Consider the following 24,563-nt stretch of genomic DNA (forward strand, 5'->3'; position numbering starts at 1 on the left):
TGCCAATACAATAGCATGCCTCTATCAAAGTGGCGCTATCTGTTATGACCAACTTTAGGCGTAGAGCGTGACAGCGATGTGAATACTTATCCAACACGCAAAAAAATGGCCCTGCACAATGCAGAGCCACTATCAAAACATCAATACCGACTACAGAAGCAGTAGGTATACAAGGAACACAACCGACAGTCCGTAAATCAGTGGGTGTACCTCTTTGCCTTTACCTGCTACAACCATAGTGAATGCGTAGCTGATGAAGCCCATCGCCATGCCGTTCGCAGGAGAGAAGCTCAATACGGTAAACATGATGGTGAAGAACGCCGCAATACGAGACTCTTTCTTCTCCCAGTTGATCTGACCAAGGCGGCCGACCATGTAGATGCCCACAACTACCATCGCCGGTGCAACCATAGCTGCCGAGAAGATAGAGAAGATTGGGTATAGGAATAGTGAGATAAGGAACAGACCCGCAACCATTACAGCGGCAAGGCCAGTCTTCGCGCCTTGAGAAGAAGCAATACCCGACTCAGAGAAAGCCGTAATCGAAGTGGTACCCAAAACAGAACCAATCACCGTACCGCCAGCATCTGCTACTAGTGCTGACTTCGCGTTTGGCACTTTACCGTCTTTATCAATGATACCCGCATCACGACCAACACCAACAATGGTGCTCAAGCCATCAAAGAAGTCGACAATCAGGAAGATAAGAACGATGAACAGTAGATCAAACATTTTCTCTGGCGTGAAGGCCGAGAAATCAAAGATCGCACCGAAGCTGCCCGCCATGCTTGGTGGCATAGAAATTAGCTCATCAGGGATTGGTGCATTCGACGTACCCATGAACAAATCAGCGATGATAGTCAGAGCAATCGCCGAAACAAACGAGATAAACGTCGCCAGCTTAATATCACGAACCATACAGCCAAGAGCAATGAAGATACTCACGTAAGCGATGATCACTTGTGGGTCTGAGATGTCACCTAGGCCAACCAGAACAAACGGGTTAGAAACGATGATGCCGGCGTTTTTAAGGCCCAAGAACGCGATGAACAGACCAAGCGATACCGTGATCGCCAACTTTAAGTCTTCCGGAATCGACTCAATCATCGACTTACGAATATTAGTCAGAGAGAATGCAAGGTACAAAATGCCCGATAGGAAAATACCAAATAGCGCTTCATTCCACAGTACCGCAACCGAGCCGCTTAGTAGCAGACCTTTAAAGAAGCCGTTCATGCTCATACCTGGAGCTAACATGACCGGGTAGTTACCCCAGATACCCATGATTAGGGTTGAGATAGCCGCAGCCAAAGCAGTTGCCGTAAATACCGCACCTTTATCCATACCTGGAATACCGCCAAGAATGGCAGGGTTCACCGCTAGGATGTAGCTCATCGCCAAGAAAGTAATGAAACCTGCGTATAGCTCAGTGCTAATCGTGGTCTTTCTTTCAGAAATCTTAAACAGAGAATCCAGCGAACCAGATGAGGTGTTTTGGGCCTTAAGGGTGGAATCGGTACTCACAACAAAACCTATGCAAAAAAGTAAGAAATTGAAGATTCAAATGCTGCGAGAAAAAGAGAGGTTTCTACACTAAAAACTGTAGTCACCAAGATAGGCTCAGTAGTAGAAACATCTAGTCTAGCAGGGTCTGTTGGCCCTTCGAGATGATTTTTGCAGCGAGTTGTTGGGGATTTCTACAAGGCAGAGACTTTGAAGTGTAGCTAGCCTACATAAGAAGTCGATAACGCAGTAGAAATCACCAACAAACGCTGCCCAAAGGGTTCGGCTAAAATCGTTTTATGCTTTGTTAAGGAGTCTTTACTTAGAATACTAGGCTACAAACTCCTTGCCGCGCCTAAAACGATTTTTTCTCGAACAAAACTCCATCGCGAAAGGTCAACAGACCCTAGATATATACAGCATTTAATCGTTTGCGCGGATTGTAAGGGTTAAGATTAAAACTTCAACAAATTTTGTCTAGATCACATAAAAAAGTACCAATAGCCACTTATCGCATTTCTAGAAAGATCCTTGGGAAGATCATTTGCCAATAAATAACGATCAAGCCAGTTGTTCTGAATCATTGAAATATGCTACTCTTCGCCTCCATTTTTCTGACCTAATTTTCACCACATTGCGTGTACACTGTGCACAGCAGAGGTGAGCAAGAGTTCGGTCAGTGCTATCTTTTATAGTGAAGAGCAACATCTTCACTCAATCCAACCAACAGTGGAAACATACAGATGGGCAAAGGTACTCTTTACATCGTATCTGCACCTAGTGGCGCAGGTAAATCGAGCTTGATCTCAGCAATGCTAGAAACCAATCCAACCTACGCAATGAAGGTATCTGTTTCACACACCACTCGCGGTATGCGCCCTGGTGAAGAGAATGGTGTTCACTACCACTTCGTTGAAAAGCATCACTTCGAAGACCTTATCGGTAAAGGTGAGTTCTTAGAGTATGCAGAAGTGTTTGGTAACTACTACGGTACCTCTCGCGTATGGATTGAAGAGAACCTAGAGCGCGGTATCGACGTGTTCCTAGATATCGACTGGCAAGGTGCTCGTCAGATCCGCGAACAGATGCCTCAAGCGAAGAGTGTATTCATTCTGCCACCATCAAACGGTGAGCTAGAGCGTCGCCTGAATGTTCGTGGTCAAGATAGTGCAGAAGTTATTGCGAAACGCATGAGCGAAGCGAAGTCAGAAATCTCTCATTATAATGAGTATGACTATGTGATCGTTAATGATGACTTTGATGCAGCCCTTATGGACTTCAGAGCTATCATCCGTGCGGAGCGCTTAAAAGAAGATAAGCAAGCAGCAAAATACAGCGGCATGCTTACCGCTCTACTGGCGGAATAGTCTAGCAAGGCTAGATTTTCCATTGAGATAAGTATACGGTGATCTAGAAAGTCACTAATTAAGCTTGTATACTTTCTCGTCATTCAAAATTTATTAGTTAACTATTTGGAGTCCTCATGGCACGCGTAACTGTTCAAGACGCTGTTGAAAAAGTTGGCAACCGTTTCGACCTAGTTCTTATTGCGGCTCGCCGCGCTCGTCAAATGCAAACTGGCGGTAAAGATTCACTAGTGCCTGAAGAAAACGATAAGCCAACGGTTATCGCACTTCGTGAAATCGAAGAAGGTCTTATCACTAAAGACGTACTAGATGCTCGTGAGCGTCAAGAGCAACAAGAGCAAGAAGCAGCTGAGCTTGCAGCAGTAAGCAGCATCGCTCACTCTCGTTAACTCTTATTCGCAAAAAGCGTCATTGTTATTCGAACTAATTAACCTTCCGGGCCTTTAATTTGTATCTATTCGATAGCCTCAAAGACGTTGCCCAAGAATACCTAACAGAGCCTCAAATTGAGGCTCTGCGTCAATCTTATGTGGTAGCGAGAGATGCCCATGAAGGGCAAACCCGCTCAAGCGGTGAACCATACATTATCCACCCTGTTGCTGTTTCACGTATCCTAGCTGAAATGCGCCTTGATATCGAAACACTCCAAGCAGCCCTACTCCACGATGTAATTGAAGATACTGAAGTTACAAAAGAAGAGTTAGAAGCGCAGTTTGGTAACACAGTGGCGGAGCTTGTTGATGGTGTTTCTAAGCTGGATAAGCTTAAGTTTCGTGATCGCAAAGAAGCGCAAGCAGAGAACTTCCGTAAAATGGTTCTCGCAATGGTGCAAGACATCCGCGTTATCTTGATCAAATTAGCAGACCGAACACACAACATGCGCACGCTCGGGGCACTTCGCCCAGACAAAAAGCGTCGTATTGCACGTGAAACTCTAGAGATCTACTCTCCTCTTGCTCACCGTCTTGGTATTCATAACATCAAGACTGAACTAGAAGAACTTGGCTTTGAAGCCCTTTATCCAAACCGTTACCGAGTTCTTAAAGAAGTGGTGAAAGCCGCTCGTGGTAACCGCAAAGAGATGATCCAACGTATCCATAGCGAGATTGAAGGTCGCCTAGAAGAGGTTGGCTTACCTGCTCGCGTATTTGGTCGTGAAAAGAACCTGTTCTCCATCTACAACAAGATGAAAACCAAAGAGCAGCGCTTCCACACCATTATGGATATCTACGCATTCCGCGTCGTGGTAGACACTCCAGACACCTGTTACCGTGCTCTAGGTCAGGCTCATAGCTTGTATAAGCCTCGTCCTGGCCGCATGAAAGACTACATCGCAGTACCGAAAGCCAACGGCTATCAATCTCTGCATACCTCTATGATCGGCCCTCACGGCGTTCCTGTTGAAGTACAGATTCGTACAGAAGACATGGACCAAATGGCAGACAAGGGTGTAGCAGCGCACTGGTCTTACAAAGGCAATGGTACTCGTAGCAATGGCACCACCGCACAAGTGAAAGCTCAGCGTTGGATGCAGAGTCTACTTGAGCTGCAACAAAGTGCCGGTAACTCGTTCGAATTCATCGAGAACGTTAAGTCTGATCTATTCCCTGATGAGATTTTCGTCTTCACACCGAAAGGTCGTATCGTCGAGCTGCCAGCAGGCGCAACAGCCGTCGACTTTGCTTACGCAGTACATACTGACGTGGGTAATATGTGTGTTGGCGCTCGTGTAGACATGAACCCGTACCCGCTAAGCAAAGCCCTGAAGAACGGTCAGACGATCGAAATCATCAGCGCACCGGGTGCTCGTCCAAATGCTGCATGGCTCAACTATGTGGTGACTTCTCGTGCTCGTACTAAAATTCGCCAGGTTCTTAAGACCATGCGTCGTGAAGAGTCGGTAACCCTAGGTCGCCGTCTACTTAACCACGCACTGGGTGAACACTCGATTGGCGATATTGCTCAAGAGAATGTCGATCATGTTCTATCTGATCTGCGCTTAGAGTCAATTGAAGACCTACTGGCTTCGATTGGTCTGGGTGAGCTGATGAGTATCGTGATTGCTCGTCGTCTACTGGGTGATGCGGACGAACTAACAGAAGTGAACAACGACAGCGATACACCGAAGAAGAAGCTGCCTATCCGTGGCGCTGAAGGTCTATTGCTGACATTTGCCAACTGTTGTCACCCGATCCCAGACGATCACATCATTGCCCATGTATCTCCAGGTCGTGGCCTTGTGGTTCACCGCGAAACGTGTCCAAACGTTCGTGGTTACCAAAAAGAACCTGACAAGTACATGGCGGTGGAATGGTCTGACGATTACGATCAAGAGTTCACAGCTGAGCTTCAGGTTGATCTGCAGAACCACCAAGGTGCGCTGGCTGAGTTAACTAACGTTATCTCGAAAACAGGCTCCAACATTCACGGTATCTCGACTGAAGAACGTGATGGGCGCTTGTACACTGTGACTATCTTGCTGACCACCAAAGATCGTGTGCATCTTGCGAGTATTATGAAAAAGCTACGTGTTATGCCACACGCGCTGAAGGTAAGACGTCGTAAGAACTGATTCAAGAGCAGATGAGGGATTCGAGATGGCGAGATGCGAAGAGCAAAATACTTCATGACTCACCATCTTGGTTCCACATCTGCTTTTAGTTTTTTCGAATCGCAATAGATAAAGCAGATGAGAGATACGAGTGTCGTGATACGAAGAGCAAACGCTTTTCACCACTCAACTTCTCATATTTCAAGTCTGCTTTAATTTTTTGTACTGCCCTATTCTATTCGTATCCGCCCTTAATCTTTTCGCATCCCGCTTACTCGAATCTCGCATCTGCTCTTATCCTTTCACATCTCGTTTACTCGCATCCCTTACTCGCTCTTAGTCTTTTCGCATCCCGTTTACCCGAATCTCTCATCTGCTCTTTCGCTTTATCCTGTACAAAAATCCAGTAAAATGCTTGAATAGACGGTATCTATTACCGTCGTGAGCCTTGTTATGTCACAGCTTTTATCTGCTATTCCTCTTAACTCTCTGTCTGGAGTGGGCGCTAAGGTTGCCGAGAAACTGGCAAAGGTTGGATTGAACAACGTACAAGACCTGCTGTTCCACTTACCACTGCGCTATGAAGACCGCACACGCATCTACCCGATTGCAAAATTGCATGCGGGGATCTGGGCAGCAGTGCAAGGCAAAGTAATGAGTGTCGATACTATTTTCGGCAAGCGCAAAATGCTGGCGGTAAAAATCAGCGACGGTAATGGCACTATCACCCTGCGCTTTTTCAACTTCACTGCTGGGATGAAGAACAATTTTGCCGAAGGCAAACAAGTTCATGCCTACGGCGAGATCAAGCGTGGCGGTATGGGTTTAGAAATCGTCCACCCAGACTACAAGTTCTTTGCTCCAAGGCAGCAACCTGACGTTGAAGCAACCCTGACGCCGGTTTACCCAACCACAGATGGTCTAAGACAAGTCACGCTGCGCAACCTTACCGACCAAGCACTAGAGCTTATCGATAAAGCCGCGGTTAATGAACTACTGCCTTCTGGTTTATACGATCACCAAATTACGCTAGCTCAGGCGCTACATACCATCCATAGACCACCACCGGGGATCGACCTTGAGCTATTTGATGAAGGTAAGCATCCAGCTCAACTGCGTTTGATCATGGAAGAGCTGCTCGCACAAAACCTATCAATGCTATCGGTTCGCAGCAAGGGGCAACAAGACAACGCGATTCCACTGCCGCCAGTGCATACGCTCAAAGACAAACTACTAGCGCAATTACCATTCTCGCCAACCAATGCACAAGCACGCGTGGTGAAAGAGATTGAGGGCGATCTAGAGAAACCACACCCTATGATGCGCTTAGTACAAGGTGATGTAGGCTCAGGTAAAACGCTAGTCGCCGCCCTCGCCGCCGTTCGCGCTTTAGAGCACGGTCAACAAGTCGCGCTGATGGCACCAACCGAGCTTCTGGCAGAGCAGCACTCAATAAACTTTTCTAATTGGTTTGAGAGCATGGGTATTCAAGTCGGTTGGCTAGCCGGTAAGCTCAAAGGCAAAGCCAAAGAGAAAGAGCTTGAACGCATTGCCAGTGGCGAAGCGCAAATGGTGGTAGGCACACACGCCCTATTCCAAGAGCACGTCGAGTTTAAGAACCTAGGCCTGGTGATCATTGATGAGCAGCACCGATTTGGTGTCCACCAGCGGCTAGAGCTGCGTGAAAAAGGCGCTAAGCAAGGACACTACCCACATCAATTGGTGATGACGGCGACACCGATTCCACGCACACTAGCGATGACGGCCTATGCCGATTTAGAAACCTCGATTATTGATGAGCTGCCACCGGGTCGAACGCCCATTCAAACCGTCGCTATTCCAGATACCAAGCGTGACGACATTGTCGAACGTGTGCGTAATGCCTGTCTCAACGAGGGCAAACAGGCCTACTGGGTGTGTACGTTGATTGATGAGTCTGAAGTGTTGGAAGCGCAAGCCGCTGCTGACACTGCAGAAGAGCTACAACGCAAACTGCCTGATGTGAAAATTGGTTTAGTACATGGTCGAATGAAGCCAGCCGAAAAACAGGCTGTGATGCAGGAGTTCAAAGAAAACAAACTGCACCTATTGGTCGCGACAACGGTTATCGAAGTTGGTGTGGATGTTCCGAACTCGAGCTTAATGATCATCGAGAACCCAGAGCGTCTAGGTCTGGCTCAGCTGCACCAATTACGTGGTCGTGTTGGTCGTGGTTCGGTCGCCAGTCATTGTGTACTGCTGTATCACTCACCACTCTCTAAAACTGCTCAGAAGCGCTTAGGCGTACTGCGTGAAAGTAATGATGGCTTTGTGATAGCACAGCGTGATTTGGAGATCCGTGGGCCGGGTGAGTTGCTTGGTACTAAGCAGACAGGCTTGGCAGACTTTAAGATTGCCGACTTGGTTCGCGACCAGCGTTTAATCCCTGAAGTGCAGCGTATTGCACGCCACATCCACGATAGCTACCCAGACAACGCTAAGGCGATCATCAACCGCTGGCTGGGTGAACGTGATGTGTATTCTAAGGCGTAGTGACTGCTGATAATTAATTGAACTAAAAAGGCTTCCGTATGGAAGCCTTTTGCATATGAACCCTTTCGAAAAACAACTAAGAGCGAGATTCCCTACTCGCTCGTCCCTCGCAATAGGGAATGACGTAAAGAGCAGATACGCGTCTTGTAACCCGATGGCTGCCACCAACTTCACTCTGTCTCTCGCGTCAATTCAACCCAACAGGAAAAAGCTTCAAAACTCATTACACCGTCATCCTCGAGAAGGAAGAATGACTGAGTCGGGGATCTATAGCCGCCCCCGAAGCTCACTAGATCTACGACTTAACTGGAAAGCTGATCTGCGCTTTCAGGCCACCTTGGCTGCGGTTATTCACCACCACAGCGCCTTGATGCTGACTGACAATGCGCTTCACAATCGCCAAGCCTAAACCTGTACCTTCGCTACCTCGTGCTGTATCGCCTCGAGTAAAAGGTTCGAACAGTTTACTGATCTGATCTTGAGGAATTCCGGGGCCATTATCTTCTACTGTTACCCAAGCCAGCTTGTTGTCGGCTGTCATACCCGTGGTGACTTTGACCCAGCCATTACCATAGCGCAGGGCGTTAACCACCAAGTTGCTAATGGCACGCTTAATCGCAATTGGGTTGCCCAAGGCAGGCTTCATGTTAGAAGAGAGATCAGTTTCAATTTCTACCTCATAGCCACCCTCAGAGCTCGCTACTTCTCCGGCAATATCTTCTAGGAACACAGATTGGAAGGAATTACGGTCAACAGGTTTTAGGTAATCCATAAATTGGCTGATGATCTCATTACACTCTTCCGTATCACTGATAATTCCTTCGGCTAAGTAACTGTCTTCTGGTGACATCATCTCCGTCGCTAAACGAATACGGGTCAATGGTGTACGCAGGTCATGACTGATACCCGCCATCAATAGCGCTCTATCTTCCTCAAGCTCTTGGATGCCTTTCGACATCTGGTTGAAAGCACGAGTTACCGAGCGAATCTCTTGCGCACCTTGAACTGGAAGAGGCGGTGGAATATCACCGCGCCCTACCCCTTTGGCAGCTTTCTCTAATGCAATCAAAGGACGATTCTGTAAACGGATAAACAGCCAGCCACCAGCAATGATCAACAGCGCCATTATCAAGCTATTGCGAAACAGCGGTGCAAAATCTTCTTCTTGTAGCTCAGAGAGTGGTATTCGAATCAACGAATTGGGCAACTGCGCTATATCCATCCAAAGTACATAGCTCTCAGCACCCAAGATCAGCCTCACCTCGGTCTCTGAACCAAGCTCTTTAGTCATCTCTTCACTCATCAGGTCAATCGCTACAGCATGGTAAAACTCACCCGCCGTTTCACTGTCTTTGGTGTGAACCGTTACCCCAAGCTGCTCGAGTACACGCTGACGCAGCGGCGCATCCATCTCAATATCAAGATCACCTTCGTCTAAAACCAAGTTCAGCTCATGCGCCAAGATCTTATTGAACTGCTGCAAACTCGGCATCAAGGCGTAATTAAACACCGCGTAGTAAGAGAATATTTGGCTAGCAACCAGCAAGGTTAAGAAGAGAACGATAGATTGAGTAAAGGAGCTACGTATACGCATAGAAAACCTAAAGTGAAAGGTAGAGAAACAGAGACATAATAGAAACTATAACTCTAAACCACTGTTCTGAATAGAAAACGGGCCATCACATAATTATGAGATGACCCGATAACAATCATATTTCAATCACGATAGTGACTGATAGAGTTACACTGCTTTTCCATCAGGAACGAACACGTAACCTAAGCCCCACACCGTTTGGATGTAGCGCGGCTTACTTGGATCTTCTTCAACAAGGCGACGCAGGCGAGAGATCTGAACGTCGATAGAACGCTCCATCGCAGAATACTCACGGCCACGAGCCATGTTCATCAGCTTATCGCGAGACATTGGCTCACGCGCATTGGTGACTAGTGACTTCAATACCGCGAACTCACCTGAAGTCAGTGGCATTGGCTCTTCACCGCGGAACATCTCACGTGTACCTAGGTTTAGGCGGAATTCACCGAACTCAACCACAGACTCTTCTGTGCTTGGTGCACCCGGCGCTTCAATCACTTGACGACGCAGTACTGCTTTAATGCGCGCCAGTAGCTCACGAGGGTTAAATGGCTTAGGTAGGTAATCATCGGCACCCACTTCTAGGCCAACAATGCGATCCACTTCATCACCCTTTGCTGTCAGCATCAGGATAGGAAGCATGTTGTTAGCATTACGTAGACGACGACAGATTGAGAGGCCATCTTCACCTGGCAACATCAGGTCCAATACCATCAAGTGGAAGTTTTCACGGGTTAACAGGCGGTCCATCTGCTCACTGTTTGCCACGCTACGCACTTGAAAGCCTTGCTCAGACAAGTAGCGTTCCAGCAATGCACGAAGGCGCGCATCGTCATCGACCACTAAAATTTTGTAGTTTTCTTGCATGTAATGGTTCCACCTATTAAAACTCAAACTTGAAGATTAAGTATTCTTTTTAGACATTGAAAATGTAACATTCTTGGAGAAAATGTCGCCTAAAGAATTGTTAACGTATGTTGCCTTTCTATATATTCTATCTTAGAACATGATTTCACTAAGTCAGAGTTATGAAAACAAACTTAATTACTCGTGAGGGTTATGAAAAACTCACAAAAGAGCTGAATTTCCTGTGGCGAGAAGATCGCCCTGAAGTGACCAAGAAAGTAACGTGGGCAGCGAGCCTCGGTGATCGCAGTGAAAATGCAGACCAATGCTTAGAACTACTTTAAACATACTAAAATGACTATAGGTCAAAATATATACAACCAAAAAAAATAGTACACATACTAAATATGTGTACTATTTGACAATCATTTTCCTAATACATCTAAACAAGCTGCCTGAACATAGTATTCTAATTTGGCTGGTTATTTCCCATCATCATATGAGTTAAGATAGTCCGCTATGATATCTCCGTGACAAGCATCTGGCTTACAAAAGCATCCCAAGCGCTTACCCGAAAGCTCTAACATATCTGCTTTTGTTATGTTCAGGAACTTATCATAATCGAAGTCATACTGGTATTTTCTCAATACTTCATTTCTATCATCGCCATCGACACCAATTGGGTACGGATTTCCCCATGGAGAGCCACGACCAATATATTCATAATCTTCAGTATTTTTCTTACTGTTATAGACAGGGTCTTTTTTTATATTCACAACCCGTGTTAGTAAGATTTTTTGAACGCTGGTTTTAACTGAGCTATCACGTAGGGCTTTGACTTCGTCTATAAACTCTTCACCATCACTGAATATTATTGAATGAGTATAGTCATCTAAATTACCAGTAATTGACTTAGAACACACAGTATACAATAGGTTATGTGATAAGGCGTATTTGCTACCAAACTCATGAAAGTCATCAAAGAAAATTAGCTCAGGTGTTTCCAAGTTCTGTAGGAGTTTACTCAGCTTCCGACAAAACTTGGAATAGCATTTAAACAACTCAGGATAAAGAATAAGAACTCGATTCATAATTAGAACAAGTGCTTTATAGTAAGGTTTAAACCAGAGTGCTCATTGAGGTATTCAACAACCAATCGTCTATGACACAGATGAGGCTCATGTTCACTACAAAGCAAACAACCATGATCTAACATGCTCGGTGTTATTTGCTTTTCAATGTTCCTTATCGCCATTAGATTTAGAAACTTATCTTCGTACTCGCGCCATGACATATCACCTTTCTTATAAGGGTTTAACATCTCTTTTGTCGGCGCAAGTTCAGGTAAGTGAACGTACTCTGCATCACAAAGCTCTTTGAGGAAAAACTTCAAATCATCACGTTTAGCAAAGCCAGCAAGCTGAGAGACGTTGTTCAAGCGAACATCGATCATAGTCTTAACATCGTTCGTTTTCACAAAATCGAAAAAAGTCTCAGCGCTCTTCTTTGTAAAGCCAATAGTAAAAATATTAATACTAGAGTGTTCACTAATCATAGTCTTCAATCTCGTCAAAGTAGTTAGGGAAAGTGTAAATTCCATTTACCTGTAACCAGTAACCGTTCCTTCCATCATCCGTTTTAAAGCTTCTGCTTAGGCCGATGCGTAAATACAGTTCTTCTTGTAACTCAATAAACTCCATGACTTTATTGAGTTCCCCATCTTTATAGTGCTTTTGAGCAAAGTCATGGAATCGTCGATCTGTAATTGATAGAAAGCCGAAGTAGTTGTCCTCACCATCCCAAAAAGATGCCTTGATTTTTCCTGGGTTAAACTTGTCTTCATGAATGGTCAGATTCTTAGGTTTGACCTTTATCGTAATAATAGAGTTATCAGGTGCATCTTTGAGCTCGATATGTTTTTGGTACCGTTCAGCAAAAGTAACATCGAAACCAGCGGGTACTGATGGACTAAGCGTTAAATCTAAAACCCTTTTAAATTCTCCTTTCGTACAGCGACCTACTGATTTACCATTTTCGAAACTAGAATCTTCTACATGTGGTTTAGCAGCTCCCTTGATGCGAGTAAAAGCACCACAAAGCTTAGAGCCCGGTTGTAAATTTAGTTTTTTACATATTTCGCTTGTAATGTAAGGCATCGGGCGAAAAAACTCCCCTGTATCTGGATCTGTTGCAGCGATGCAAACATTAGGGTTACCTTTTTTAAATCTAGTCAGATCTGTAATAATTAGTTCTTTCATTCTTATGATCCTTGCCGTCTCTTATTATAATGCCATAACGTCGTTTACAATGAAGTGCTGTTACATACTATGTGAGTAGTGCTCGTTCGGTTTCTTTAAATCACTTATCGAGCTCTCAGTACGATACACATCAAACCTACGATCTACTTCATTCTTTATACCACGCTTCATGTCAATGATATTGATTTCTAGATTTAATTGAGAACCAACTAACAGGCTATGAATAAGCTATAACTCTAGTGCACTTGTGACAGTTCCGAATTACGTGCTTTGAAATAATCTTACTTCTCGGTTAGTTTGTTGTGCTACTGACATATACCAACCGAGGATAGGCGTGAAGTCTATTGTCAATAGCCTACTAATACCGACAGAAACAACGTTGTTTTGAGTTTGATTTGAGACTAGCGTTGATGAATTTTAGATATATCAGAGCTTATCGTTACACATCCAAAAGGCTTCAAAATGAAGCCTTTAAATATCATCGTACGACACTCAACTTTGGGCGTACTTTTGGAAAGAGCGTGACATTAGATGATTGCGAGCCAGTGCTAGGCACAACTGCACATTTAAACAAGAGTCCACTAACTTCATCAACGGGTAGGCATAGACTCTTTGCTACGTCCACTATAGAGCAACCATCTTCACTGAGGGCTGCCAGAATTTTATTAATAACATGAGACGTCTCTCGTTTTATTCCATCTATCTCTCTGGTTCTCAGCCCCATTTTACTTGCTTGAATCACTAGATTCTTGTACTGCCACTCGGAAAGCACACCTACGTTCTTCATTTGTACAATCAGCGCAAATGCCGATACCCTCCAGTAATGCTTCAGCTTCAAAATCGATTCGATGGTGATCATTGAACCTTTGTAAGGTAAAACGGTTGCTCTCGGCATTAGCAATTCTGCAGCAAATCTATCGGCTTCAGATTCTAAGTCTTTTCCTTGTGGAGAGTTATGTTGATGAAGAATGAGGTGACCTAATTCGTGGGCAGCATCAAACCGGCTTCTCTCCCCAGATTTTTGAGTGTTTAAAAACACATAAGGTGTAGTCCCTTTCCAAAAAGAAAAAGCATCGACACTTTGTGTATTCTCCGCTAACGAAAATACTCTCACACCATGCTTTTCTAGTAAATGAACCATATTACTAATACTCGCAGTACCAAGGTTCCATTCAGCTCGCAACATCTGAGCCGCAACCTCAGGTTCTATATCACGATAATCAGGAACATTAGCGTTGAGCATATTAAAACTACGTTCAAAGAACTCACTAATCAGTACCCCTATCTGACCAGCCCCGATAGCTGCATGTTCTTGTGCAGCTTTCATACTTTTAAGAGATCTGAAGGATACTGTTTCTCTAGCTACTTCTTCGATAGCATCATCATCAAGCAAAAATTCTGCAGGGTAATTCAAGGCGCGAGAAAACGCCTGCACTGTTGCTTCAGGTGGTTCGCTGCTGCAATAGTCTTTTTCATACTCTGATACCATCCTAGGTGTTAGACCGACTTCTTGCGCTAAAGATTTGAAGGTTAGCTGTCTTCGCGTTCTAGCTAACTTTAGCCTAGATGGATTAAATTTTACTGACATTTCTTTACTACTTACTTTCTAATGGGGTCGAAAAAATCGGTTTCATCAGTAAATGTTGGCTGCATTGCTTTAGAAATTTGGCCCTCAAGTGGTACAGGTTCAAAAAGAAACCGTTGAGACCATTGTGATATTTTTAGTCTACCCTTCGCACCCGATAGCTGTGTTTCCGTCGGTAACGACAGTTCAAATCTGACTTCCAATTTATCTTTGTCTATAGCGTATAAAAACACCCATGTTTGATGATTATCTACACTATTTATTGATTCATCAATAGTAGCAACATCTTCAAATAGTGGGTAGTTAGCTTCTACAATATTTTTTGTAGCTTGTCCTTTTTGGTTACGAGTTTTGGGCTGAACTTCATTATCAAGGCCAGTGTTAGTATCTCCACTTGTAACAACTATCGTCAGCTGTTGTTCGGCATTAACTAGTTGAGCCATACCATCTCGATGAATAGCTTTCCAACCAACGCACTGATCTACAACCATTTGACGGAAAGACGCAACGATTTCTTCCCATGCTCTTGAACCGCCAGCTGTGATTGGGTGGAACTTATTTACACTATTGTATTGAGCAATCCCACTTAAGATTGCATCTTTAAACACTTGGGTATTAATACCTAGAACTGACTCATCTTGTGCGGAGCCACCTTCTTGCTCCCAAAATTTTACTAAACTGGAGTTCATAACTAAAAACCTTACCTATTACGATTTAATTTAATTCGAGCTGCAACGCCCATTTCCTATTTTAACCTACACTTGTAGGCAAAAACAAGAAATGAAGTGTGTATGATTTTACTCTAACTCGAAAATGACTTTAGGCTGGTTAGTAACACTCCAATCTCCTTACTGACAGAAAAAGCGACACTCCATATTGGATGTAGTTAAAACCATAAGAAGGCTACCAGTGTTGGAAGTATCGACTCAATACTTCAACAAATTTCCATCATTGAACTGTTTGAAATGCTGAAATAATACGCTGCTTGAACCCGCCAAACTGAACTTCGTCAGGAGTGCTCGCGACGTCACCTACCGTGCGACTACGTTCAGCGACACTGTTCCATCTCAAATCTGTATGGTTACTCGTTGAATCGGCATTGAAATCGTTGACAGACACCTTACGTCCTGAATCACTTGCTATAAATATCTCGGGAGTGTCCGCCCCAATAAACATACAAGACTGTGGAATATCTTGTCCTACTCTCTCAGCAAACTTTATCAAGCTCTGCTCTGCAAAAGTAAACAACCACGCCTGCTGGTTAGCTTCCCCATTTACTCGAAGAATTCGGCCAAGCACTTGCCTAAAATACAACTCCGTTTTTACCGAACTCATATGACAGCAAACTTGAAGCTTGGGAATGTCAGTACCTTCACTAATCATCCCAACGCTAACTATCCACTGAGTACTATCCTTCCGATAGCGTTCAATCTCAGCCAGGGGAGCCTCGTGACGATAGGTCACAATGGAGACGGTTTGTTGATACTTTTCCAAAAGCATCTTTTTAATCTCTTGAGCATGTTGAACAGAAGAGGCTACGACTAGCCCTCCTGCATCCTGATTTTGTGTACGTATCTCAGCAAGCTTTCGACAGCCAAGTCCAAGCAGGTATTCCATGGCCTCTTGATTGTGTATTACGCTCTGATAGGGAGCTTTAGTTTGCTTTAGCAGATCAAGAATCGATGAAAACGATTTTGCTTTACCGTCGCAGGTTACCGACAGGTGTTCATTATCTGCGAGTACAATCTTTGGTGCTCTGCAAACATGGTCCGAAACAGCTTGCTTAAGAGTGTATTGATAGTCGACCAAGATCTGCCCATCAGGGTCGCTGTACTGTGCCATCACTATCGGTAATGCATCTGAACGCCAAGGTGTACCGGAAAGCGCTAAAGTGTAGGTCGCGAGCTCTTGAATCTTCGTAAGCACTTGTTGGCCCCAAACGTTCGCATTTTCAAGTTCAGACCCAGAGCAATGGTGTATTTCATCAAATACAACGAATACTCGATGTTTTCGTAACGCCTTCCAAAAATCATCATTAAGAAATTGAATGGATTGGTACGTTAATGATTGTCCAATCGAACCTAGTCCCCCATTAAAAGTACAGTTCAGTATCTGGGAAAAGGTCTTTTTGATTCCATCGGAAACTGTTAAAGATGGAGAAAAACACAATACAAGGTCGACCATATCATTGTTAAGCAACCTTGATGCAACTGTTGCCGCCAACACCGTTTTGCCGGCCCCAGGAGTTGCTTGGCAGAAGAAGTGCTGTTGATTTCCCCTGAATTTCTGTATAGCTTTTTCAGAACATTCTACCTGCCATTGTCTTAACACGGTTGGTCGCTCTCCGATAGAGTTTTAAGAACATTCTCTAGCCCATTCATCTTCCCAAGCAAGTGTGCTGAACGTTCTCTCGCTTGCTGTAATAGTGGAACTAAGCGGCTCTCAAGCTCAGGGAAGCGGCACCTTAATGAATGGTATTCATCGATTTCACCAAGCACGATCTCCAATTCACCTTTGTATTCGTTACTCTCTCGAAATAGCACGGAATAGTCCGATGCAGATTGCTTTACCGAAGCTTCACGTTCAGATTTTCTTCGAGGTACAACTTCGAGCTCTAGAAATTGTTCGGTTTGAAAATACCTTTTGTTCCTTCCTTCACCTTCGCTTCGAAGCCAACCTCTTTGTTGATATTGCCATATCTGGCGATAAACTTTCTTCCGAGCTTCATCAAGGCTCTGTGTACCACACCCATCATTTAATGAGACGTCCCTTGCCTCTATAACAGAAAATCCATCCATTCTTTCTTCAATCAACAACTTGTGCATTACTGCACTGATTTTTACAGAACGTTTCATGTGCCAGTTATACCAACCAAAATACTAAGGATTGCTTAGTATACAGAAATCGGTAAAACTAAGAAAATCTTAGTAATGTTGAGCTTTAAGATATGAGCAATAAGTGTCATTCAAAAACCCTCTCCCAATACGCCTCAAAGAAGCGCGTAAAGAAGCTAAGCTCTCTCAAAAAGCCTTGGGGGTTCGAATAGGTATGGATGAAAGCACAGCAAGTCCACGCATGAACCAATACGAAAAAGGAAAGCATGCGCCTGATGTCCAAACACTAAAATTGATTGCGGATGAACTAGGTGTTCCTATGAGCTATTTTTTTTGTGAGGACGAAAGCTCTGCCAAGTTAGCTTGCTTGATTGCGAAACTAAGTGAGGAAGAAAGGCAGGAGCTTATCCGTAAGTTGAGTAATTCTGAGGAAAACTAGGTGTTGTTATAACGAATCGAGTTTATGAACCATTCTTTGTCACCTTCTGGTGTACGAACCGTTACTTCATCATCAACTTCCTTCTTAAGCAACGCTCTTGCCATCGGGGAATCAATCGAGATGTAATCTTTTGCGTCTCCATAGATCTCTTCAGGTCCAACAATTCTGAATGTCTTCACATCACCGGCTTCATTCTCAATCTCAACCCAGGCACCGAAAAAGACCTTTCCTTCTTGTTGAGGCGAGTAGTCTACGATAGTCACCTCAGGGAGGAACTTTCGAAGGAAGCGCACGCGACGGTCTATTTGACGAAGTAAGCGTTTATTGAAGGTGTAGTCAGCATTTTCCGAGCGATCACCAAGGCTAGCTGCCCACGTGACGATTTTGGTGATCTCTGGACGCTTCTCATTCCACAGATGGTCGTGCTCCGCTTTGAGTTTGTTATAACCTTCTCTGGTGATTAGTTTTGTTTTCACTTCTACAATCCAAGTTATCTATAAGTTCTGCAGCGCCTTTTTAATCGCGTCCAAAGTCGCAACAGGGAAAAAAGACTTCTGAGTATCACTCGAGACTATACTGCCATTTTTTCCAAGCTCCAATTGATGTCTGCGCAAAAACTCATTAGAAATAAGGAACTCCAATGCGCTTCGTTCCAGTTCGGTGAGCTTAATAGACGCGACGGATACATCAACATTATCGAACACTTCAATGACCTGATTGATAGGCACCACTTCATTGAGCAATCGCTCCGCTTCCTTTTTCTGAGAGTAGAGAATATTGGCTTGAAGCCTAACTACTGGATCGTCTAGTTCATCTATCCAAGCGTGCACCTTACCTTTTGAGGTGTTTCGTACCGGCCTAGGTTGGTCTTTTGTTGCAGAGTTGAAGCTAGCAATTAAGGTTCGGTACGATTCACCGGTTTTGTTTCGGATGCTTTGTGCACGAGGGACACCTCGCCCTTTTCCAAGACGAGCTATCGTTGAATAACTAAAGTCGTTCAGTCCCCGTTCTTGTTGTTCCTTGCATATTGTAAACACGGCCTCTAATGAGTTCTGCACCCGAGATGAAGCTTTCTTTTTTAGCTGACTCAGTACTTGCTCAGGGGTAATTTCTGACATGCTAACCGACCCTTTTTAGTGGTTTCGACTTCTCAAACAATTCACGAATTGTCTTTTCATCAAAATGGCTATCTATCGATAAGTCTTTTAAGGTCAGACTCCCATCCATAAGACGGTCGACGTTCTCCCAGCCTTTCAAACGTGTCAGCATTAATTCTGTTAGCTGGTTCCCCACTAAGAGTTGCTCTTCTTCTGACAATAAGAAGAGTTGTGGCTGAATACCATTCTCGATCATCATTTTGTCGATCATTTGGGAGCGTCTGGTTACTGCCAAATCATCACTACAACTATGATACAGCTCAGCGTTCGAACATACCTCTGATAGCTGATGAAAACTACTCACTTCGTCTAGCTCTACACCCAGTGTGCATTCATGCGGTACAATAAGTTGATAGTGGTTCTCCGTGTTTTCTTTAGCGTTACGCATAAGAGTTTGACAATTATGGATATGTCGGTGAATAACATTCATGTCTGAGAGGTACAAATCTAGCTTCTTCGCTCGTGTTTCAATTTCCGAGTTCAAGTGGATACGCTCTCCAACTAACTCACGTCTATCGATCTCCAAAGCCAACTTCTCTGAGCTATCCGCTTTAAGTTTGTAAAGTTGATGATCAATGACATCTATCTTCTCTGCAACACTATCAAGTTTCTTCCCAAGCGAAGTGTAACGGATGGATTGAGTGTTTACGGCTAAGCTTATCTCATTAAACATGGCGGCAAGTCCAACCAAAAAAGCCGGGCCGGTAATAAAGAATCGACACTGAAAACAGTTCTGCTCACCCAAATAACCTGCTGGCACTGGGTGATATATGTTGGCTTTTGTGGCTACAGGACAGCCCCCTTCCGAGCAAAAAGCACCACCCACAGGGCAGATACCAAAGTCTTTCCAAAGATAACTGGAGGCCGGTCGAGCATTGTCTAATGAATTTAGTAGATCCAAAGACGAACCTACCAGCTGTGATTTCACCTCTTCAATTCGCTGCTGCTCCACAAAGGATTTGAGCATCTGAGTTGCTTTGCTCATCGCCTCCTTTTCTCCCACCTCCATTCTTTCTCGCAAGTTGGCGCCTGTTTTACCACTCTTAGTATAGTAGATAGTCATTATGATGCTGGAGTGACCTACCAGTTTCATTATGACTTCCAAAGGGATACCGAACTCATACGCGTATGCGTTAATCAAACTGACACGCATTGAGTGTGGAGTGTAAGGGGATTTGAAATATGAAAGCGGTATCGTTTGTCTATTTTCCAACTCTTCAATAGAGTGATTGTATTTCAATCCTTTATAGGTAGCCGTTTTAATATCATTCTTACCAGAGAAATATAGAGCAGCAGCAAGCCGCGTAGTTAGTCTGCCACCAAATGTGCCTGGCTCTTTTTCTAGATAGTCGCGGAATAAAAAACTATTGGACCCTTTTTGCTTGCGCTGTACTTCGTTTAAATTGGTGCGCTCACAATCAAGCCATTTAGTTGGCTCCTCTAGTGGATTATATTTCTGTTGCCACTTTCTAAGCTTTACCAACCAATATGCTAGATCTAGCGGCATGAAGGGAATCGTGTAACCCGAACCATCAAACTTAGTTTTATTCGACGTATAATGAACACCGAACTCTTCTTGCCCTAACTTACTCACCATACTCTGCCGATTGGTTAGGCCAGCTAACATAGTCCTATTTTTCTTCCAAACGACTTTATTATTCTTGAAGTCGGCGAGTTCCTGATCAGCCTCTCCAGAGTCGCAATAGACGATCTGCATCCCTCTCGCAGGGAGTTGCATAAGTGAGTACGTATAGGTCCAGTATGCTGGAAACCAAAGATAAGTTTTTCCATTTTCAACTTTGAAAACACAATCAGGGTCATTCTTATCTAGGAGAGAACTATCGTTGATCTGTACCCAATCTGATGAAAAACGATGCAAATGAGCCAAATCCCGAAAGCTCAACTTTTTCTCTACAGAGTCCAATGGAAATATCCACTCTCGCCCTGCTTTTACATATTGATAGGGCAGAGCCATCTTGTCTGTTTCATTGACAACTTGAGGAACAGTCACCCCACTAAAGTTAATGAGACTAAAAGGGTTTTTAGCACCCTTGATGCGAGTAATTTCTCCGGTATCAGAGTCTTCCAAAATAAGGTAACTCGAGATAACCCAATCTAAGAATTCATTGATTGAGAACGCCCATTTTTTTCTTCTTGTCACTGGAACTTGTTCAAACAGATTGAGCATTGGTTGAATGTTTGTCGAGCGACGAGTGAGAAACTCTAATGGAGATATTTCAAAGCCATTTGGCTCGATGTATTCACGAACAAATTCACATAAGTCTTTGGCTTTGGTATCTCCACCACGTGCAGACTTGAGAAACTCTTTTATCATCTCCGCCCACAAAAACCATTCATCAGTAAAATACTTAACTTGATATGGTCGCTTCGCTCCCCAAAAGTCATAAGCATTCGTCCAACCCTTCCCTTGGTAATATTCTTCTGGCTTAGCTGGCATTCTAGGGTCACTAGATTCAGCACGAAACTTCGCATATTCTGCAAGACTGGAAACGCCTTTATGCCGAACTAAAGCCACTAATTCGTCGTACTCATACGGTCTAGGTATGTCGAGAGCATCATACCAATTGTTCCAATGGGGTATTCTTTTTTCAGGTTTGGAAGGTAATTGAGGAAAGTTCTTTTGTGCAACTCGGTATTGAGATGAGTCTTTAATTTTTAAAATCGCACATGCTGTTTTGAACTGTTTTAGATTAGACACTTCGCTGGGCAATAAGAAATGAACCCAATTAATCCAGTCTGCCGCATAAAACCGACTTGGACGCGAGGGAAGATGTCCATCCTCTTTGTAACGCTGCGAATATTCCTGCTTCGATCGAATGCCTAATCCTATCGCCGCTTTGCTAGCCTCTGCATATGTCGAGTACAAAGACCGCTTCTCTTTATCCAGAAAACTAAACCAATCAACCCACTCAGCAGCATAAACTTGACATGGACTCGAGGGAAGACGCTCATCTTCTTTGTAACGCTGTGAATATTCCAGCTGCGATTGAATACCCAACCCTATCGCCGCCTCGCTGGCCTCTGCATATTTAGAATACCAAGGCCGCTTCTCTTTACCCAGAAAACTAAACCAATCAACCCAGTCAACTGCATAATGCTGCTTTGGATGCGAGGGAAGACGATCATCTTCTTTGTAACGCTGCTTATATTCCTGGTACGATTGAATGCCCAATCCTATCACCGCTTCGCGGGCCTCTGCATATGTCGAATACAAAAGCCGCTTCTCTATGTCCAGAAAACTAAACCAATCAACCCAGTCAGCGGCATAAATCAGATATGGATTCGAGGGAAGACGCTCATCTTCTTTGTAACGCTGCAAATATTCCTGGAACGATTGAATACCCAACCCTATCGCCGCTTCGCTAGCCTCTACATATGTCGAATACAAAAGCCGCCTTTCTTTATCCAAAAAACTAAACCAATCAACCCAGTCAGCCGCATAAACTTGATATGGACTCGAGGGAAGACGCTCATCTTCTTTGTAACGCTGCTTATATTCCTGGAACGATTGAATACCCAATCCTCTCGCCGCTTCGCTAGCCTCTACATATGTCGAATACAAAAGCCGCCTTTCTTTATCCAAAAAACTAAACCAATCAACCCAGTCAGCCGCATAAACTTGATATGGACTCGAGGGAAGACGCTCATCTTCTTTGTAACGCTGCTTATATTCCTGGAACGATTGAATGCCCAATCCTGTCGCCGCTTTACTTGCTTGATTTATAGTTTTGTAGAATTTTTTCATCAGTGACTGTTTCTCATTTGCTGACGAACCTCGTCGTCAGAAGGTTTCAAATAGACCAAACAGCTATCAGGGCTTTTGTGATGCATCGCTTTTTGAATTTCTAGCTGAGAAAAGCCCCCTTGGCTTAATCTATACCCATAGGAGTGGCGATGTGCGTGCGGGGTTGTCCCCAGTGACTTGGAAGGTTCAAGTCCGATTCGTCGAACTGCTCTGTGGTACTTTTGATTGAAATTTTTTTTGCTTTCAGGCTTACCTTTTGAGTTAACAAATAGAAACGGGAATTCTGAAGCGGGTTTAGTCGAAAGGTACTTTTGCAGTAAAAGAGTAAATTTAATTGCTTTGCTTGGTGGATAAAACATTACATCAAAGGACAGGTTGCGATTTGTAAGCAAAGGTCCTTTCCAGCCAGCGTAGAGCCTATGGTTTCTCGAGTACTCATTCCTTGCATTCAGTCGGTATTTGTTAACCAAGAATTCACTTCGTTTACTGAAACGTTCATCTGGAGACTTTCCATCACTAGGATGGAAAACCGATATCAGAGCTGAACCTGATTGTGGATCTATCGATATATCATCGGTATATATATGAAAGCACTCTGACAATCGTAGCCCACCAAAATGCATCAACATTACGATTAACTGGCTACTATAATCCGGCTCTCCAGAGGTAGAAACAAACCCGTGCAAAAATAAGTCTTCAATTCTATCTTCTGGAAAGCGATATACTGCTTCGATATCGACTAGGTGCCTCTCAGGTCCTCGAATCTTTCTAACAACCGAGAACGTCTGTCGGGATGGTTTAGCTAAATGATTCAGAAAGCTACGACTGTGCCTTCTGTAGTAAGCACACCATTGCAAACGCTCTTCTGCATGAGTTGCTTTCCTCAAAGGATTTAGCTTCGGTAAATCAGTACCATGGATTGTGTCTAAGTAGTCGCAGTAATCAGTGATATGACGAAGAAGAACATTCACATCTTCACTTCTTCGAGGAGACCAGAACAAACCAGAGTCATCTTGCCCATTTTGAATAGTTCCGAACTGTAGTGCTTCAACAAAAGCTCTGAGCAAATCTGTAACCGATGAAAAGTTTGATACTTGGCGCTCTATAAACTTTAAAAGAAGCTCTACAGCGAAGGTATTGCGCTCAAGCCAAGACTGAGATTTGTAGCGATTCTCATACAAAAATCTCAAATGAGAAATCAGCAAACCATTTTCAGTAAAAAGCGCAGGAAAGCGAAATGAGGGCCGACTTGCACTAGCTTTGTAGTTCACCCCTCGCTTTATCACGAAGCTCATTTCTTTGTTTGTCTTAAGTAGCCATGCCATTCTTGTCGTAATAGGCAGTCATACTTATAGGTATATGCTTAAACTGCTGTTTATTCTTACATTCTCGATCATCACAATCGGAGAGTCGACCACTGTTCTCCAAAAACTCACGCCAACTCGTCCATCGCTTGTCATAGTTCATAGGCCACCTCAAATACTAAGGAATTCTTAACATACTACTTAGTATATAGTTAATGGTTCTCACTAATTCAAATGACTCAACTATAAAAAGAGGCCAACTTAATAACAGATAGTTAGAAGTAGTATTGCAGCTATTAGTACGTTCTTAAGAGTAGAACTAATATCAGTACAATAAAAAACGCCTACGTGAGATCGATCGCCGCGTTCGCTATTTAAGAAAACGACTCGACCAAGTAAAGGTTGTCGACTACTCGCCGCAACAAGAAGGCAAAGTGTTTTTTGGTGCTTGGGTTGAGATAGAGAATGACGACGGCGATACCAAGTCATTTCGTATTGTAGGCCCAGATGAGATCTATGGCGGTGTCAAAGACTATGTCTCGATCGACTCACCGATGGCACGAGCCCTGCTCAAGAAAGAAGTGGATGATGAGTTCACGGTGCGTACCCCAGAGGGCGACAAAGAGTGGTTTGTGAATGCGATTCACTATACACCATAGAGACTTTTCAAGGCTCTAGATAAAAGGAAACCCCGTGAGGCTTGCGCCCTACGGGGTTAAGTTCTTTCGTAGCCTTCCTGCCACTATTTATCTCATTGAGATAAGGTGCTCCCTGCATCTTTCCTTGATATTGGCTAAATCCTTTAACCGATTTCCTTTTGTCATCGC

At 44.0% G+C, this 24,563-nt stretch carries 18 protein-coding genes and 3 pseudogenes; 7 read left to right on the top strand and 14 right to left on the bottom strand.

All coding sequences use genetic code 11. The features are described 5' to 3' along the window. Positions 1-150: 150 nt before the first annotated feature. The gene (locus tag KI743_RS12800; protein WP_150870478.1) at positions 151-1,524 is read right to left on the bottom strand and encodes an NCS2 family permease; all 1,374 of its coding nucleotides are present in this window, start codon (positions 1,522-1,524) and stop codon (positions 151-153) included. Positions 1,525-2,246: 722 nt separating this feature from the next. On the opposite strand from KI743_RS12800, the gene gmk reads away from it, so the two are divergent. From gmk to recG, 4 genes are all read left to right on the top strand, one after another. Continuing rightward, positions 2,247-2,870, top strand: coding sequence for a guanylate kinase (gene gmk / locus KI743_RS12805; RefSeq protein WP_032551130.1), 624 nt, complete (start codon positions 2,247-2,249; stop codon positions 2,868-2,870). A gap of 116 nt (positions 2,871-2,986) precedes the next feature. Next, positions 2,987-3,259 carry a DNA-directed RNA polymerase subunit omega gene (gene rpoZ / locus KI743_RS12810; RefSeq protein WP_004741437.1) on the top strand — a complete coding sequence of 91 codons (273 nt, stop codon included), beginning with the start codon at positions 2,987-2,989 and terminating at the stop codon, positions 3,257-3,259. A 59-nt stretch (positions 3,260-3,318) separates the two neighbouring features. After that, positions 3,319-5,442: a bifunctional GTP diphosphokinase/guanosine-3',5'-bis pyrophosphate 3'-pyrophosphohydrolase gene (spoT, locus tag KI743_RS12815; RefSeq protein WP_032551128.1), complete on the top strand. Its 2,124-nt coding sequence runs from the start codon at positions 3,319-3,321 to the stop codon at positions 5,440-5,442. Positions 5,443-5,874: 432 nt separating this feature from the next. Then, the gene (gene recG, locus KI743_RS12820; RefSeq protein WP_285466710.1) at positions 5,875-7,953 is read left to right on the top strand and encodes an ATP-dependent DNA helicase RecG; all 2,079 of its coding nucleotides are present in this window, start codon (positions 5,875-5,877) and stop codon (positions 7,951-7,953) included. Positions 7,954-8,248: 295 nt separating this feature from the next. Here recG and envZ read toward each other — a convergent pair whose 3' ends face one another. Both envZ and ompR read right to left on the bottom strand, forming a co-directional pair. Continuing rightward, positions 8,249-9,547, bottom strand: coding sequence for a two-component system sensor histidine kinase EnvZ (gene envZ, locus KI743_RS12825; protein ID WP_285466711.1), 1,299 nt, complete (start codon positions 9,545-9,547; stop codon positions 8,249-8,251). A gap of 147 nt (positions 9,548-9,694) precedes the next feature. Next, entirely contained in the window at positions 9,695-10,414 is a 720-nt protein-coding gene (ompR, locus tag KI743_RS12830; RefSeq protein ID WP_032551125.1) for a two-component system response regulator OmpR, read from the bottom strand. Positions 10,415-10,575: 161 nt separating this feature from the next. Here ompR and KI743_RS12835 point away from each other — a divergent pair. After that, positions 10,576-10,716, top strand: a pseudogene (locus KI743_RS12835) (transcription elongation factor GreB); the annotation flags it as partial. Between the two features lie 159 nt (positions 10,717-10,875). Here the strand turns inward: KI743_RS12835 and KI743_RS12840 are convergent. From KI743_RS12840 to KI743_RS12870, 7 genes and pseudogenes are all read right to left on the bottom strand, one after another. Next, positions 10,876-11,484 (bottom strand): DUF4326 domain-containing protein, encoded by a 609-nt coding sequence (locus tag KI743_RS12840; RefSeq protein WP_373417831.1) that lies wholly within the window; start codon positions 11,482-11,484, stop codon positions 10,876-10,878. A 2-nt stretch (positions 11,485-11,486) separates the two neighbouring features. Continuing rightward, positions 11,487-11,948, bottom strand: coding sequence for a DUF488 family protein (locus KI743_RS12845; protein WP_285466713.1), 462 nt, complete (start codon positions 11,946-11,948; stop codon positions 11,487-11,489). Continuing rightward, entirely contained in the window at positions 11,941-12,651 is a 711-nt protein-coding gene (locus KI743_RS12850) for a hypothetical protein (RefSeq protein WP_285466714.1), read from the bottom strand. The genes KI743_RS12845 and KI743_RS12850 overlap by 8 nt, the downstream gene beginning before the upstream one ends. Positions 12,652-13,129: 478 nt before the next feature. Then, positions 13,130-14,239: an XRE family transcriptional regulator gene (locus KI743_RS12855; RefSeq protein WP_285466715.1), complete on the bottom strand. Its 1,110-nt coding sequence runs from the start codon at positions 14,237-14,239 to the stop codon at positions 13,130-13,132. Between the two features lie 11 nt (positions 14,240-14,250). Further along, entirely contained in the window at positions 14,251-14,925 is a 675-nt protein-coding gene (locus KI743_RS12860) for a hypothetical protein (protein ID WP_285466716.1), read from the bottom strand. Positions 14,926-15,406: 481 nt separating this feature from the next. Then, positions 15,407-16,567, bottom strand: a pseudogene (locus tag KI743_RS12865) (DEAD/DEAH box helicase); the annotation flags it as partial. Beyond that, the gene (locus KI743_RS12870) at positions 16,561-17,091 is read right to left on the bottom strand and encodes a hypothetical protein (RefSeq protein WP_285466725.1); all 531 of its coding nucleotides are present in this window, start codon (positions 17,089-17,091) and stop codon (positions 16,561-16,563) included. The pseudogene KI743_RS12865 and the gene KI743_RS12870, both read right to left, overlap by 7 nt. Positions 17,092-17,194: 103 nt before the next feature. On the opposite strand from KI743_RS12870, the gene KI743_RS12875 reads away from it, so the two are divergent. Further along, on the top strand, positions 17,195-17,509 hold the full coding sequence (locus KI743_RS12875; RefSeq protein ID WP_285466726.1) for a helix-turn-helix transcriptional regulator: 315 nt from the start codon (positions 17,195-17,197) through the stop codon (positions 17,507-17,509). Here the strand turns inward: KI743_RS12875 and greB (KI743_RS12880) are convergent. From greB (KI743_RS12880) to gmtY, 4 genes are read right to left on the bottom strand one after another with little or no spacing between them, the layout of a single operon-like run. Then, positions 17,506-17,985 carry a transcription elongation factor GreB gene (greB, locus tag KI743_RS12880; protein WP_285466728.1) on the bottom strand — a complete coding sequence of 160 codons (480 nt, stop codon included), beginning with the start codon at positions 17,983-17,985 and terminating at the stop codon, positions 17,506-17,508. The genes KI743_RS12875 and greB (KI743_RS12880) overlap by 4 nt on opposite strands. Before the next feature lie 18 nt (positions 17,986-18,003). After that, positions 18,004-18,627: a gamma-mobile-trio protein GmtX gene (gene gmtX / locus KI743_RS12885; RefSeq protein WP_285466729.1), complete on the bottom strand. Its 624-nt coding sequence runs from the start codon at positions 18,625-18,627 to the stop codon at positions 18,004-18,006. 1 nt (position 18,628) lies between these two features. After that, positions 18,629-22,432, bottom strand: coding sequence for a VPA1269 family protein (locus KI743_RS12890; protein WP_285466730.1), 3,804 nt, complete (start codon positions 22,430-22,432; stop codon positions 18,629-18,631). Beyond that, positions 22,432-23,757 carry a gamma-mobile-trio recombinase GmtY gene (gene gmtY / locus KI743_RS12895; RefSeq protein WP_285466733.1) on the bottom strand — a complete coding sequence of 442 codons (1,326 nt, stop codon included), beginning with the start codon at positions 23,755-23,757 and terminating at the stop codon, positions 22,432-22,434. Before gmtY ends, KI743_RS12890 begins: the two co-directional genes overlap by 1 nt. Positions 23,758-24,059: 302 nt before the next feature. Between gmtY and greB (KI743_RS12900) the strand changes: the two are divergent. Next, a pseudogene (greB, locus tag KI743_RS12900) lies at positions 24,060-24,395 on the top strand (transcription elongation factor GreB); the annotation flags it as partial. Positions 24,396-24,563: the final 168 nt, after the last annotated feature.

Origin of the sequence: Vibrio sp. D420a, from assembly GCF_030248625.1 — a bacterium.
GTDB lineage: Bacteria > Pseudomonadota > Gammaproteobacteria > Enterobacterales > Vibrionaceae > Vibrio > Vibrio fortis_A.